The 13,064-nt window shown below is 71.8% G+C and carries 15 protein-coding genes; 10 read left to right on the plus strand and 5 right to left on the minus strand.

All coding sequences use genetic code 11. From position 1 onward, the window contains the following. Positions 1-383 precede the first annotated feature (383 nt). The 6 genes from JNX00_RS03690 (at position 384) to JNX00_RS03715 (ending at position 4,629) form a co-directional block, all read left to right on the plus strand. A complete protein-coding gene (locus JNX00_RS03690; protein ID WP_239478253.1) occupies positions 384-1,394 on the plus strand; it encodes a thiamine pyrophosphate-dependent dehydrogenase E1 component subunit alpha in 1,011 nt (336 codons plus the stop codon). A gap of 22 nt (positions 1,395-1,416) precedes the next feature. After that, complete coding sequence (locus JNX00_RS03695; RefSeq protein ID WP_070401089.1) at positions 1,417-2,475, plus strand: alpha-ketoacid dehydrogenase subunit beta; 1,059 nt, start codon at positions 1,417-1,419, stop codon at positions 2,473-2,475. Next, positions 2,472-2,741, plus strand: a complete 270-nt coding sequence (locus JNX00_RS03700) for a lipoyl domain-containing protein (RefSeq protein WP_070401088.1) — start codon at positions 2,472-2,474, stop codon at positions 2,739-2,741. Before JNX00_RS03695 ends, JNX00_RS03700 begins: the two co-directional genes overlap by 4 nt. 3 nt (positions 2,742-2,744) lie before the next feature. Then, entirely contained in the window at positions 2,745-3,440 is a 696-nt protein-coding gene (locus JNX00_RS03705) for a hypothetical protein (protein WP_204744114.1), read from the plus strand. Further along, positions 3,437-4,090, plus strand: coding sequence for a BON domain-containing protein (locus tag JNX00_RS03710; protein ID WP_070401086.1), 654 nt, complete (start codon positions 3,437-3,439; stop codon positions 4,088-4,090). Before JNX00_RS03705 ends, JNX00_RS03710 begins: the two co-directional genes overlap by 4 nt. Positions 4,091-4,155: 65 nt before the next feature. Then, positions 4,156-4,629, plus strand: a complete 474-nt coding sequence (locus tag JNX00_RS03715) for a phasin family protein (RefSeq protein WP_070401085.1) — start codon at positions 4,156-4,158, stop codon at positions 4,627-4,629. 25 nt (positions 4,630-4,654) lie between these two features. Here JNX00_RS03715 and JNX00_RS03720 read toward each other — a convergent pair whose 3' ends face one another. The 5 genes from JNX00_RS03720 to JNX00_RS03740 all read right to left on the minus strand — a co-directional run bounded on the left by JNX00_RS03720 (position 4,655) and on the right by JNX00_RS03740 (position 9,275). Then, positions 4,655-5,122: a helix-turn-helix transcriptional regulator gene (locus tag JNX00_RS03720; RefSeq protein WP_204744115.1), complete on the minus strand. Its 468-nt coding sequence runs from the start codon at positions 5,120-5,122 to the stop codon at positions 4,655-4,657. Between the two features lie 91 nt (positions 5,123-5,213). After that, entirely contained in the window at positions 5,214-5,768 is a 555-nt protein-coding gene (locus JNX00_RS03725) for a dihydrofolate reductase family protein (protein WP_070401083.1), read from the minus strand. A 54-nt stretch (positions 5,769-5,822) separates the two neighbouring features. Then, complete coding sequence (locus tag JNX00_RS03730; protein WP_204744116.1) at positions 5,823-6,671, minus strand: CoA ester lyase; 849 nt, start codon at positions 6,669-6,671, stop codon at positions 5,823-5,825. After that, a complete protein-coding gene (locus tag JNX00_RS03735) occupies positions 6,668-7,903 on the minus strand; it encodes a CoA transferase (protein WP_070401081.1) in 1,236 nt (411 codons plus the stop codon). The genes JNX00_RS03730 and JNX00_RS03735 overlap by 4 nt, the downstream gene beginning before the upstream one ends. After that, positions 7,896-9,275, minus strand: a complete 1,380-nt coding sequence (locus JNX00_RS03740; protein WP_204744117.1) for an amidase — start codon at positions 9,273-9,275, stop codon at positions 7,896-7,898. The genes JNX00_RS03735 and JNX00_RS03740 overlap by 8 nt, the downstream gene beginning before the upstream one ends. A gap of 151 nt (positions 9,276-9,426) precedes the next feature. On the opposite strand from JNX00_RS03740, the gene JNX00_RS03745 reads away from it, so the two are divergent. From JNX00_RS03745 to dctP, 4 genes are all read left to right on the plus strand, one after another. Then, on the plus strand, positions 9,427-10,251 hold the full coding sequence (locus JNX00_RS03745; RefSeq protein WP_204744118.1) for an IclR family transcriptional regulator: 825 nt from the start codon (positions 9,427-9,429) through the stop codon (positions 10,249-10,251). Positions 10,252-10,312: 61 nt separating this feature from the next. After that, positions 10,313-11,005: an aldolase/citrate lyase family protein gene (locus JNX00_RS03750; protein WP_204744119.1), complete on the plus strand. Its 693-nt coding sequence runs from the start codon at positions 10,313-10,315 to the stop codon at positions 11,003-11,005. Between the two features lie 30 nt (positions 11,006-11,035). After that, positions 11,036-11,860: a class II aldolase/adducin family protein gene (locus JNX00_RS03755; RefSeq protein ID WP_204744120.1), complete on the plus strand. Its 825-nt coding sequence runs from the start codon at positions 11,036-11,038 to the stop codon at positions 11,858-11,860. Positions 11,861-11,926: 66 nt separating this feature from the next. After that, a complete protein-coding gene (gene dctP, locus JNX00_RS03760) occupies positions 11,927-13,006 on the plus strand; it encodes a TRAP transporter substrate-binding protein DctP (protein ID WP_204744121.1) in 1,080 nt (359 codons plus the stop codon). The last annotated feature ends 58 nt before the right edge of the window (positions 13,007-13,064 follow it).

Consider the following 13,064-nt stretch of genomic DNA (forward strand, 5'->3'; position numbering starts at 1 on the left):
GTCCGGGCATCGGTTGGGCGCCCCTGGGTGCCCAAGGGTGCTCGACGGTACCCAAGAGACGAGCGGCCGACGAGGCCAACCGCGGTCACCGGCGGGGTGGGCGCCCAACGCTGCCTGCGTCCAGGGGCGGCGAGCGCGGGTCGTGCCGCGACGGCCGGCGGGGGCGCCGGTCGCCTTCACCACCTTCGACAGCCAGGACAGCCGCCCGTGGCGCGGTTGGCGCAGCCACTGTGCGCGTGGCCCGGGCGGCCGTGTTTGCGGCGGATCAAGTTCGCCCGCGCCCCGCGGTCGGGGCAGGGCGGCGGCCTTCTTGCGCCACGTCAACTTTCCTTTCGTCGCCAGGCCTAGATTGATCGCACCCATTCAACAAGCCGGAGACCACCGTGACCAAACTGTCGCCCGACAAGCTGCTCTGGATGTACGAGACCATGCTCGTGATCCGGCGCTACGAAGAGACCCTGGCCCAGGTGTACCTGGAGGGCAAGCTGCCGCCGCACATCCAGCAAGGCCTGGCCTTCGACATCGCGTCGGGCCCCGTGCCCGGCGAGATGCACCTGGCCGCCGGGCAGGAGCCCGTGGCCGTGGGCGTGTGCGCCCACCTGAGCGAGGCCGACACCGTGGTCGGCACGCACCGCCCGCACCACTTCGCCATCGCCAAGGGCGTGCCGCTGGACCGCATGACGGCCGAGATCTTCGGCAAGGTCACCGGCCTGGGGCGCGGCAAGGGTGGCCACATGCACCTGTTCGATCCGGCGCACCGCTTCAGCTGCAGCGGCATCGTGGGCGCCAGCCTGCCGCCGGCCTGCGGGGCGGCGCTCGCGGCCAAGCTCACCGCCAGCCAGGCCATCGCCGTGGCCTTCTTCGGCGAAGGCGCGGCCAACCAGGGCACCTTCCACGAGGCGCTGAACCTCGCGGGGCTGTGGCGCCTGCCGGTGGTCTTCGTGTGCGAGGACAACCGCTGGGCGATCTCGGTGGCCAAGGACAAGGCCACGGCCATCGCGTCCAACGCCGAGCGCGCCAGTTCGTATGGCATCGCGGGCATCGCGGTGGAGCACAACGACGCCATCGCGGTGTACGAGGCCGCCGCCCAGGCGGTGGAGCGCGCGCGCAGCGGTGGCGGCGCCACCCTCATCGAGGTGAAGACCGACCGCTACTTCGGCCACTTCCAGGGCGACGCCGAGGTCTACCGGCCCAAGACCGAGGTGAGCGAGCTGCGCCAGCACGACCCGATCCCCGCCCTGGCCGCTTCGCTGCGGCGGCGCAAGCTGCTGGACGACACCCTGGACCACAACATCCACCAGCGCGCCGAGGCGCGCGTTGCGGCGGCCTTCGAATTCGCGCGGGGCAGCCTGTATCCGGCCGCTTCGGAGGCCATGGACCACGTATTCGCCTGAGCGGCGAGGAAGGACCCCCACCATGAGCACCCCTGAGAGCGCTGCCGCCAGCGCAGTGCGCACCCTCACCATGGCCCAGGCCATCGCCGAGGCGATCGGCCAGGAAATGGCGCGCGACCCGCGCGTCTTCGCGATGGGCGAAGACATCGGCCGCTACGGTGGCATCTTCAGCGCCACCGGCGGCCTGCTGGACCGCTTCGGCCCCGAGCGCGTCCGCGACACGCCGATCTCGGAGAGCGCCTTCATCGGCGCGGCCACCGGCGCCGCCGCCGCCGGCCTGCGACCGATCGCCGAGCTGATGTTCGTGGACTTCTTCGGCGTCTGCATGGACCAGATCTACAACCACCTGGCCAAGAACCGCTACATGTCGGGCGGGCAGGTGAAGCTGCCGGTGGTGCTGATGACGGCCATCGGCGGCGGCTACGGCGACGCGGCCCAGCACTCGCAGTGCCTGTACGCCACCTTCGCGCACATGCCCGGCCTCAAGGTGGTGGTGCCGTCCAACGCCTACGACGCCAAGGGACTGATGACCCAGGCGATCCGCGACGACAACCCGGTGATGGTCTTCTTCCACAAGGGCATCATGGGCTTGCCCTGGATGCAGTACCACGAAGGCGCCACCACCGCCGTGCCCGAGGAGGCCTACACCCTGCCCTTCGGCCAGGCGGCGGTGGTGCGCGAAGGCCGGCACGTGACGATCGTGACGCTGAGCCAGATGGTGCACAAGGCCCTGCTGGCCGCGCGCACGCTGCACACGCAGGGCATCGAGGCCGAGGTGATCGACCTGCGCACGCTGGTGCCGCTGGACACCGAGACCGTGCTGCAGTCCGTCGGCAAGACCGGGCGGCTGCTGATCGTGGACGAGGACTACCTCAGCTTCGGGCTGTCGGGCGAGATCGCCGCGGTGGTGGCCGAGAACATGGACCGCATCGCGCTCGCCGCGCCGGTGCGCCGGCTGGCGGTGCCCGATGTGCCCATTCCCTACAGCCGGCCGCTGGAGCAGGCGGTGATCCCCTCGGTGACGCGCATCGTCGAGGCCTGCTGCGAGCTGGTCGATGCCAAGCTGAAGGCGGCGGCATGACCACCATCGCCCGGGGCCGCGTGGAGCTGGGCCTGCCGGCCGACCACTGGAGCGGCGTGGACGAGGGCGTCCAGGCCCTGCTGGACCGCTGGCTGGTGGCCGAAGGCGCGCGGGTGAGCGCGGGCCAGGCCGTGGCGCGCGCGGTGCTCGTCAAGAGCACGCTGGACATCGTCGCGCCGGCGGACGGCGTGCTCGAGCGCATCCTGGTGCCGTCCGGCGCGAGCTTCGCGCGCGAGCAGGCGATCGGCTGGCTCGCGCGGGGGTGAGCCATGCAGATGCCGATGGCGCTGGCCGGGGTGTCTTCGCACGCGGGCCTCTCGCTGGGGCGCTCGCAGCGCGGCGAAAGCGCCGAGGCCTTGTCGCCCTGCCGTCTGCGCGCCAGCGGTGGCGGCGCGGTGCTGCTGGGGCCCTGGCTGCTGCGCGCCATGCTGCTGTTGCCGGCGGGTCACCCGCGGCTGCAGCCGGGTCCCGCGGCCGCCGCCCTGTGGTTTGGGGCGCTGCACCGCGACTGGCTGCGCGGCCACGGCATCGACGCCATCTGCCACGAGGGGCCGGTGGTGCCGCACTGGGCCTGCTTCGCGGGGCGCTCGCCCGGCGAGGTGCTGGTGGACGGGCGCAAGCTCACGGGCGTGTCGCAGACCTGGCGGCGCGATCGCGTGCAGCTGTGGTCGGGCACGCTGCTGAGCCCGGTGCCCTGGTCGATGCTGTGCCAGGAGTTGAACCGGCGGGCCGAGCACGCGCAGGTGCTGGCCGCCACCACCACCACGGTGCAGGCCTGCCTGGGCCACCCACCCAACGCGGCGCGCTGGGCGGTCGAGCTGGCCGCCCATCTGCGCGAGGCCGCGGCGCGGGACGCAACTTGCGCCGCATCAATGCAGGGGCCGCGCGCGCGGCCCAGACTGGGGCCTCCCGTCGAGGCCCCCATGGCCGACGGCCCCATTCGACACGAGGAGTTGTTTTCATGAAAACGGACGAGCAACTGAAGCAGGACGTGGCGGCGGAACTCGCCTGGGACCCCGCCATCAACACCACCCAGATCGGCGTGGCCGTGCGCGCGGGCATCGTCACGCTCAACGGCACGCTGGACAGCTACGCGCAGAAGCACGCGGTGGAGCGCGCGGTGCGCCGCGTGGCCGGCGCGCGTGGCATCGCGCTCGACCTGGAGGTGCGCCTGTCCCCCGGGCACGCGCGCACCGACAGCGAGATCGCGCAGGCCGCGGCGCATGCCTTGCGCTGGCATTCGCTGGTGCCCGACGACCGGGTGAAGGTCGAGGTCGAGGAGGGCTGGGTTCGCCTCTCGGGTGAGCTGGACTGGGCCTACCAGCGCGCGAGCGCCGAGCAATCGGTGCGCCCGCTCGTGGGCGTGCGCGGCGTGACGAACGACATCTCGATCAAGGCACGCGCCAACGCCGGCGAGATTTCGCGCGGCATTGCCTCGGCCCTGGAGCGGCATGCCCGGCGCGAAGCCCAGCGCATCGCGGTGGACGTGGAGGGCGGCGTGGTCACCCTCAGCGGCACGGTGGAGTCGTTGGCCGACCGGCAGGCCGCGGTCGGCACCGCCTACGCCGCCCGCGGCGTGTCGCGCGTGGTCGACCACCTTGAGGTCGCCGCCTGAGGCACGCCCCCGCGCGCCCGGCGGCCACCGCCTTTGTGCCCCCTTTGAACGATCAGGAGCCAACCATGGCCACCAAACGCCACACCACCCCCAGCGCCGCGCCGGTCGCGGCAACGCCCGAAGCGGCCTGGAACGCCGCCAGCGACCTGCCGCGCCAGCAATTGAGCCTGGCGACCGAAAGCGCCTGCGCGATGTTCCGCGGCTTCGAGGCGATGCGAAAGATCCAGGAGAGAGCGGCGCACCAGGCGCTGCAGCACTACGCGCGCGCGGCGGAAAAGCTCAAGGAGGCCAGCGAGCCCGCGCAGCTCATGCAGATCCAGGCCGACCTCATGCGCTTCGATCTTGAGAGCGCCACGCAGTACTGGCAGCAGCTGGGCGCCGCGGCCGCGGACATGCAGCGCGAATGGATGGCCTGCTACACCCACTTGGCCGACAACGGGGCCCTGGAGCGCGTGAGTTCGGCCGTGGACGGGTTTTCGGGGCTGGCGAACGGCTTCAACCCGTTCTTCCCCGTGTCTTTGCGCACCGAGGCTTCCTGAGAGGCGCGCCGCGCGCGGCGCGGGTTCAGCCGGCCGCGCCGCCGCTCGATGAGGCCAGCTGCCTGAGCACCTCACGCTTGCCCTGGCTGCGCAGCGCCAGGATGGCCGGCAGGAAGCGCGCGCGCGGCGTCACCTGGCCGGTTTCCCACTTCCACACCGACAGCGTGGAGGTGCCGAGGTAGGCGGCCATTTCCTTTTGCGTGAGGCCCAGGCGTTCGCGCTGGGCCTTCAGGCGCTCGGCGCTGAACACCGCGCGGCGCCCGCGCTGGGGCGCCTCGGCCGGCGCGTCGGGCGCGACGGTGTGCAGGGCCTTGTCGGCGCGCCGGCTGGTCTGGCGCAGCGCCACCTGCAGTTCGCGCACCTGGCGCTTGAGCGCGGCGATCTCGCTGCGGTGGCTGGCGCTGGCCTTGCGCAGAGCGTCCAGCTCCTCGCGCAACTCCTTGCGCGCGACGCGCGCGATTTCCTTCTTCAGCGAGGAAGCAAATGTGGTCATCGTCCCATCCGACGGCATTGGTGCCGAATCGCAGAATAGCGCAGGCCCGAGATGTGACCGGATGTGACGGATGCCTGGGGCGCGGCGGGTGTCAAGCCTTCACCACTTCGTAGCGCAGTTGCGCGAAGCCGGTGCCGAAGGCCTTGGCTTCCAACAGGCGCAGCGGTGGCGTGACGATGCGCCGCGGCAGCAGTGGCGCGCCCGCGCCCAGCGTGACGGAGCCGATGGTGACGATGAGTTCGTCCAGCAGCCCGTGGTCGTGGAACTGGCCGACGAGTTCTCCGCCGCCCATGACCCAGAGGTTGCGCCCGTTCGCGGCGGCGGCCATCTCGGCGTGCACCGCGCGCACGTCGCCGCGCGCGAAGCGGATGTCGGCGCCCGTCACCGTGGGCAGTTCGCGCGAGCTGAACACCCAGCAGGGTTGCGCGTAGGGCCAGGGCTGGGCGTCGGGCTGGCCGGGCTTGACGTGGTGGCGCAGCATCCATTCGTAGGTGGATGAGCCCATGGCGAGCGCGCCCACGCCGGCCAGGAAGGTGCCGATGTCGGCGTCCGCCGCCTGGCCCAACTGGAACAGCCAGTCCAGGGAATGTTGGGTGTCGGCGATGAAGCCGTCGAGCGAGCTGGCGACGTAGTACTGGGTTTTCATGGCGGGGTGTGTGCGGGTCGTTGAACGGGCCCGCCATTGTCCGCGCCGCGCGGTTCAGCGGCCCGCCCGCGCCATCAGCCGCCGCGCCCGTTCCACGATGGGCTTGTCCAGCATGCGGCCCTGGTGCTGCACGGCCCCTCGGCCCTCGGACAGGGCGCGCTCGAAGGCGGCCACGATGGCCGCGGCGTCGCTGAGCTCCTGTTCGTTGGCACCGAAGGCCTCGTTGAACACGGGCACCTGCGTCGGGTGGATGGCCAGCGCGCCGGTGAAGCCCGCGTGCCGCGCCGCGCGCGCCATGCGGCCCAGCAACGCCAGGTCGCCGAACTCGGCCAGGCTGCCGACCACGCCCCAGGCCGCGCGGCCGTGGGCGCGCGCGGCCAGCGCCACGGCGTGCGCGGCGTATTGCATGGACTCCATGGTCGGCACCACGCCCAGGGCGTTGGCGTAGTCCTCGCTGCCGAAGACCACGCCGATCACCTCGTCCGGGCAACAGGCCGCGAGCTCGGCCGCGCGCAGCACCGCCGGCGGCGTCTCCAGCAGCAGCACCAGGCCCGCGCCGGCCGGGCGCAGGCGCGCGGCCACGGCGCCCACCTGCGCCGGGTCCTCGGCCTTGGGCAGGAAGACGCCGGCCAGCGGCGTGGCCAGCGCGGCCTCGAGGTCGTCGCCCAGCAGGCCGGGGTCGTTGTTGACCCGCACGAACACCGGCACGCCGTGCGCGGCGATGCGCCGCACCACGCCGGGCAGCGCGCGCCGCGCCTCGGCCTTGGCCTCGGGCGCGATGGCGTCCTCCAGGTCCACGATGATGGCGTCGGCGCCGCGCTGGTGCGCCTTGTCGACGAAGCGCTCCGACAGGGCGGGCACGAAGAGCTGCGAGCGCAGCGCGTGGGCTTGTTCGAGTTTCATGGGGCGATGAGCTTGCTGTCGATGAGTTCCTGGATGGCCGCTTCGCTCAGGCCGGCGCCGCGCAGCAGCTCCAGCGTGTGCTCGCCCAGGCGCGGCGCCGGCCGCGCCAGCCCGCCGGGCGTGCGCGACAGGCGCGGCACGACGGCGTGCATGGGCAGCGAGCCGGTGTCGGCGTCGGGCGCGCGCACCACGATGCCGCGCGCCACCACGTGCGGGTCGGTCACGATCTGGGCGATGTCGTAAACCGGGCCCACGGTGACCTCGCGTTCGCGGAAGAAGGCGAGGTTGTCTTCCAGCGTGCGCTCGCCGATGAAGCCGCCGACCACGGCGTCCAGCGCGTCCACGTGGGCCAGCCGGTCGGCGTTGGTCCGGAAGCGCGGATCGTCGATCAGCTCGGCGCGGCCGATGGCGCGCAGCAGGCGCTCGGTCATGCCCTGGGTGGAGGCGGACAGGGCTACCCAGTCGCCGCCCTTGGTGCGGTAGATGTTGCGCGGCGCGGTGATGGAGGTGCGGTTGCCGGTGCGCGCGGGCACCTGGCCGCTGACGTGGTGGGCGGCGGCGTCGGGGCCCATGATGGACAGCAGCGGCTCCAGCAGCGACAGGTCGATGACCTGGCCGGCGCCACCGTTCGTTTCGACCTCGCGCACGGCGGCGGCCACGGCGAAGGCGCCGTACAGGCCGGCCACCATGTCGGCCAGGGCCATGTTGGGCAGCATGGGCGGCGCCTCGGGCGCGCCGTTCTTGGCCGCGAAGCCGGACATGGCCTCCACCAGGCTGCCGAAACCAGGCTGCTGGTGGTAGGGGCCGGTCTGGCCCCAGCCGGTGAGCCGAACGATCACCAGCTTCGGGTTGAGCGCCAGCAGCGCCTCGGGCGCGAAGCCCATCTTCTCCAGCGTGCCGGGCCGGAAGCTCTCGATCAGCACCTGGGCGCCGGCGGCCAGCGTGCGCAGCGCCGCGCGCCCGGGCTCGCTGCGCAGGTCGATGGCCAGGCTCTTCTTGTTGCGCGCGTAGACCTTCCACCAGACCGGCACGCCCTCGGGGTGCTCCGGCCCGCGCTCGCGCCACTGGCGCAGGGTGTCGCCGCCGTCCGGGTCTTCCACCTTGATGACCTCGGCGCCGAAGTCGGCCAGTTGCAGCGACAGCATGTTGCCCGCGACCAGGCGCGAGAGGTCGAGCACGCGCAGGCCGCGCAGCGGGCCGCTGTGGGTGGGGTCGAAGCTGACGTCAAGCATGCAGGACGGGCGCGGCGCGCAGGTGGTGGTCGGTGAGGGACTGGTAGGCGTGCCCCAGGCGCAGGAGGGTGGGCTCGTTGTACCAGCCGGCGGCCAGTTCCAGCGACATGGGCAGGCCTTCGCCGCTCAGCCCGCAGGGCACGGCCAGGCTGGGGATGCCGGCGATGGGCCAGGCGCAGCTGAAGCGCGGGATGCGCCGGATCGCCTGCGCGAAATCCAGGCCCTGTGCGGCGGGCGCGGTGGCCGGCGTGGTGGGCGAGAGGATCGCGTCCACGCGCTGGAACACCCCGCGCAGGCGGTGGCGCCAGCCCTCCATCCAGCGCATGGCCTGCGCGTACTGCTCGCCGCTGACGTTCTCGCCCAGGCGCATGCGCATGAGCACGTCGGCGCCGTAGTCGGCCGCGCGCTCGGCGATGCGCTCGCGGTGCAGGCGCATGGCGTCGGCGGGGATCATGGTGAAGGTGAGCATCTGCTGCGCGTTCTGCACGTCGCCGAGGTCGATGTCCACCAGCTCCACGCCCAGCGAGCGGAACACGTCCAGGGCGCGCTCCATGGCGGCGGCGATGTCGGGGTCGAGGTCCTCGTAGAACCAGCGCCGCTGGATGCCCAGGCGCAGGCCGCGCACCGGCTCGTTGAGCTGGGCCAGGAAGTTCGGCACCGGCACGTCGGCCGACAGGGGGTCGCGCGGGTCGTGGCCGGCGATGGCGGCGAACACGCGCGCCACGTCGCTCACGCGGCGCGCCAGCGGACCCAGGGTGTCGAAGGGCGGGCTCACGGGCAGCGAGCCGGTGGTGGAGATGCGCCCCACCGTGGGCCGCAGGCCGGCCACGCCGTTGAACGAGGCCGGCAGGCGGATGGAGCCGGCCGTGTCGCTGCCGATGGAGGCCACGCACATGCCGGCCGCCACCGAGGCACCCGAGCCGCCGCTGGAGCCGCCGGCGATGTGGCCGGTGTTCCAGGGGTTGCGCACCGGGCCGAAATGCAGGCTCTGGCTGGTCGGGCCGAACACCCATTCGTGCAGGTTGGCCTTGCCCACGATCACCGCGCCGTTGCGCACCAGGCGGTCCACCACGAAGGCGTTGGTGCGCGCGATGTTGTCTTTCAGGATGACCGAGGCCGCGGTGGTGGGCACGCCGGCCAGGTCCACGTTGTCCTTCACGCTGACGGTCATGCCGTGCAGCAGGCCGCGCCATTCGCCGGCGGCCGCCGCGCGGTCCAGCGCCTCGGCCGTGCGCAGCGCGGGCTCGGCGGTGGTGCAGATCATGGCGTTGATCGAGGGGTTCAGTCGCTCAATGCGGTCCAGCGCGCGGCGCGTTTCCTGCACGGCGCTGCCCAGGCTGGACGGGAAAAGGGGGGTCTCGGGATCGGACACGGGCGCTCCTCTTGGGTGGACGTCGGGTGGGGGACCGTCTTTCACTCTATCTCATTTAATGTTGTTGACATACCGTTAAATGGTATGCATAGTCCGCCGCCTGAAATCGAATAAGCTTTCGTTTCATTTAATGAGACGAAAGGACGTCCCAATGCCCGCAGTCGCCGAATCCGACCACGACACCGCCAGCCCGCAGGCCTCGCTCACGCAAAGCCTGGACCGGGCCATTGGCCTGCTGGAAGAGGTGGTGAACCACGCTGCGTCCGGCGCCGCGCTGGGCGCGCTGGCCGAACGGGCGCGCCTGTCCAAGCCCACGGCGCACCGCCTGCTCAACGGCCTGCGCAAGCTGGGCCTGGTGGACTACGACGAGAAGACGCGCCTGTTCTTCCCCGGCCTCAAGCTCTACCGCATGGGCCTGGCCTCGGCCGCGCGCTTCGACCTGGTGCAGTTGGCCCAGCCCGGCATGGCCCTGCTGGCCGAGGAGACCGGCGACACGGTCTACCTCTCGCTGCGCGCCGGCGACAGCGCGCTGTGCGTGGCGCGCCAGACCGGCTCCTTCCCGATCCGCACGCTCACGCTGGAGGTGGGCGACTACCGCCCGCTGGGCCTGGGCGCCGGCAGCCTGGCCTTGCTGGCCGCGCTGCCCGACGCCGAGGTCGAGCAGGTGATCGCGCGCAACCGCGAGAAGCTCGCGCCGCACGCCAACTTCGACCCGGTCAACCTGCGCGCCATGGTGCGCCAGACGCGCGAGCAGGGCCACTCGCTCAACGACGGCAAGATGCTGCCCGAGATGGCCGCCATCGGCGTCACCGTGCGCGACGTGGCGGGCCGTCCGGCGGCGGCGCTGTCCATCGCCACCATCACCAGCCGCATGCGGCCCGAGCGGCGCGCCTCCGTCGTGGCGCTGCTGATGCGCGAGGCGCGCGCGCTCGAGCAGGCCCTGGGCGTGGCGCCCGCCCCGGAGGCGCCCCGATGAGCGCCGCCGGCCAACTCACCCGGCGCGCAGCCCCGCGGTGCGCCGCGCGGAGGGCCGTCCTGTGAAGGCGGCGCAGCGCTTCAAGCAGGCTTTGCGCGAGGACCGGCCGGTGGCCGTGATCAACGCCGACTACGCCAACGCCGGCCTGGTGGAGTTCCTGGCCCGGCCCGAGCTGGGTGTGGACGCCGTGATGCTGGACGCCGAGCAGGGCAGCCCCGACTTCGAGCGCATCGAGGACATGGCGCGCGCCGCGCGCCTGAGCGGCCTGTGCGTGCTGGTGCGCCTGTTCTCGCCCGAGCCCTGGGTCATCGAGCGCATGCTGCTGCGCGGCATCGACGGCCTCATCGTGCCGCGCCTGGACACCGCCGAGCAGGCGCGCGCCGCGCTGGAGGTGCTGCGCTACTGCCACCCGCACGACGCCGACGACAAGCTGTTCGTGGTGCAGATCGAAAGCGCCGCCGCGCACGCCAACCTGGACGATTTCCTCGCCGTCGACGGCATCGACGCGCACTTCATCGGCCCGGTGGACCTCTCCCGCAGCATGGGCCATCGCGGCGACTACGCCGCGGCGCCCGTGCAGGCGGCGGTCGACGACATCCTGCAGCGCAGCCGCGCGGCCGGGCGCGCCGTCGGGACCATGGTCAAGCCGGGCGACGCCGAGCAATGGATGGCGCGCGGCGCGCGCTTCCTCTACTTCCACGTCAACGACTGGCTGCGCATCGGCGCGCGCTCGTTCCCGATCGCGCGCGGCTGACGCCGCCCTTCTCTCCACAAGGCCTCCCGCATGGACATGACCCCTCCGACCGCCGCCGCCAAGGCGTCCGTTTACCAACCGTCCCAGCAGGGCCTGTACTTTCCGCGGCCGCCGGTCTTCAAGACCCTGGAAGAAGAGCGCCTGCACCGCAAGCAGCGCCTGGCCGCCGTGTGCCGCGTGTTCGCGCGCTACCGCTACGAATACGGCTTCGCCGGCCACGTGACGGTGCGCGACCCGGAGTTCCCCGACCGCTTCTGGACCAACCCCTTCGCCATGGACTTCGGCCGCGTGCGCGTGTCCGACCTGCTGCTGGTCGACCACGACGGCACGGTGCTCGAAGGCGGCTGGGCCGTGAACCAGGCCGGTTTCGTGCTGCACTCGGCCATCCACCGGCAGCACCCGCACGTGCTGGCCTCGTGCCACATGCACACCGCCAACGGCATGGCCTGGGCCGCGCTGGGCCGCCCGCTGGACCCGATCACGCAGACGGCCGCCGGCTTCTACAACGACCACGCGGTCATCACCGAACAGGCCGGCGCCGTGGTGGTGGAGCGCGAGGCCGGCCAGGCCGTGGCCGCCGCCTTCGGCGACAACAAGGCCGTCATCCACCAGAACCACGGCCTGTTCACCGTGGGCCGCGAGAGCGTGGACGAGGCCGCCTGGTGGTTCATCGCCATGGAGCGCGCCTGCGAGATCCAGCTCAAGGCCGAGGCCACCGGCCACCCGCTCAAGCTCATCTCGCCGGAGGCCGCCGCGCACTCGGCCAAACACCTGGCCACGCCGCTGGCGGCCTGGCTGCATTTCCAGCCGATCTACGACGCCGTCGCGCGCGCCGAGCCCGACCTGTTCGATTGACCGGCTCGACCGATCGCCTCGCTTTCCCTCACCCCTCCCGCAACCCTGACCTGGAAGAAGACCTGCATGAACACCTTCGGACGATTCTTCAAGGGCGCGCTGATCGCCGCCTGCGCCCTCACCGCCCTCGGCGCCGCCGCCCAGCAGCCGCGCAAGCTCACCTACGCCACCTTCTACGGCTCCAGCGAGTTCTATGAGATGTCGGCGAAGTACTTCATGGACGAGGTCACCAAGCGCACCCAGGGCAAGGTCACCTTCCAGCCCTACTACGGCGGCACCCTGCTCAAGACGGCCGAGATGAGCACCGGCCTGGCCAAGGGCGCGGCCGACGTCGGCGCCGCCGTGCCCGCTGCCTTCAACCCGCGCGAGTTCCCGCTCACCGGCGTGGTCATGCCCTTCATCTCGGAGAACCCGATCGCGGTGACCTACGCCTTCAAGGAGCTGATGGACACCACGCCCGAGCTGCAGCAGGAGTACCAGCGCAACAACCAGAAGCTGCTGTGGGCCCTGGCGTCCGGCGAGAACTCGCTGTGGACCAACAAGCCCATCCGCACCGCGGCCGACCTCAAGGGCTCGCGCATCCGCGCCATCATCGGCGTGGCCGACGGCATCAAGGCCCTGGGCGGCACGCCCATCAGCATCCCCTGGGTGGAAGCGCTGGAGCTGGTTCAGCGCGGCGGCGCCGAAGGCGTGAGTGGCACGCCCTTCAACCAGGCCGTCATCACCAAGGTCTACGACATGGCGCCCTACGCGTCCAACGCCGGCCGCATGGGCGTGTACACGCCGGTCACCTGGTCCATCAACCTGGACACCTGGAAGTCGCTCGACCCCGCCACGCAGAAGGTGATGGAAGAGGTGGCGGCCGAGGTGCCGGGCAAGTACTTCGCGGCCTACGAGGGCGAGATGAACAAGGCCGTGGAACAGGCGCGCGCCGCCACCAAGATGACCTACGTGCCCATGGACGAGGCCGAGGTCAAGCGCTGGCAGGACGTGGCGCGCCCCGAGGTGCAGAAGAAGTGGGCCGACATGGCGCGCCGCTACTACAAGGAGCCGCAGCAGCTGGTCGACAAGTTCACCGCGCTGACCCGCAAGTACGAAGCGCAGCACCCCTACGTGACCGGCTTCGACCGCCTGAGCAAGAAGTAATTCCCATCCCCTGGTGGCCCTCGCGCGCCCAGCGGCGCGGGGGCCGGGAGACCCCTCC

It is taken from the genome of Hydrogenophaga sp. YM1, from assembly GCF_016903055.1.
In the GTDB taxonomy this organism is placed as follows: domain Bacteria; phylum Pseudomonadota; class Gammaproteobacteria; order Burkholderiales; family Burkholderiaceae_C; genus Hydrogenophaga; species Hydrogenophaga borbori.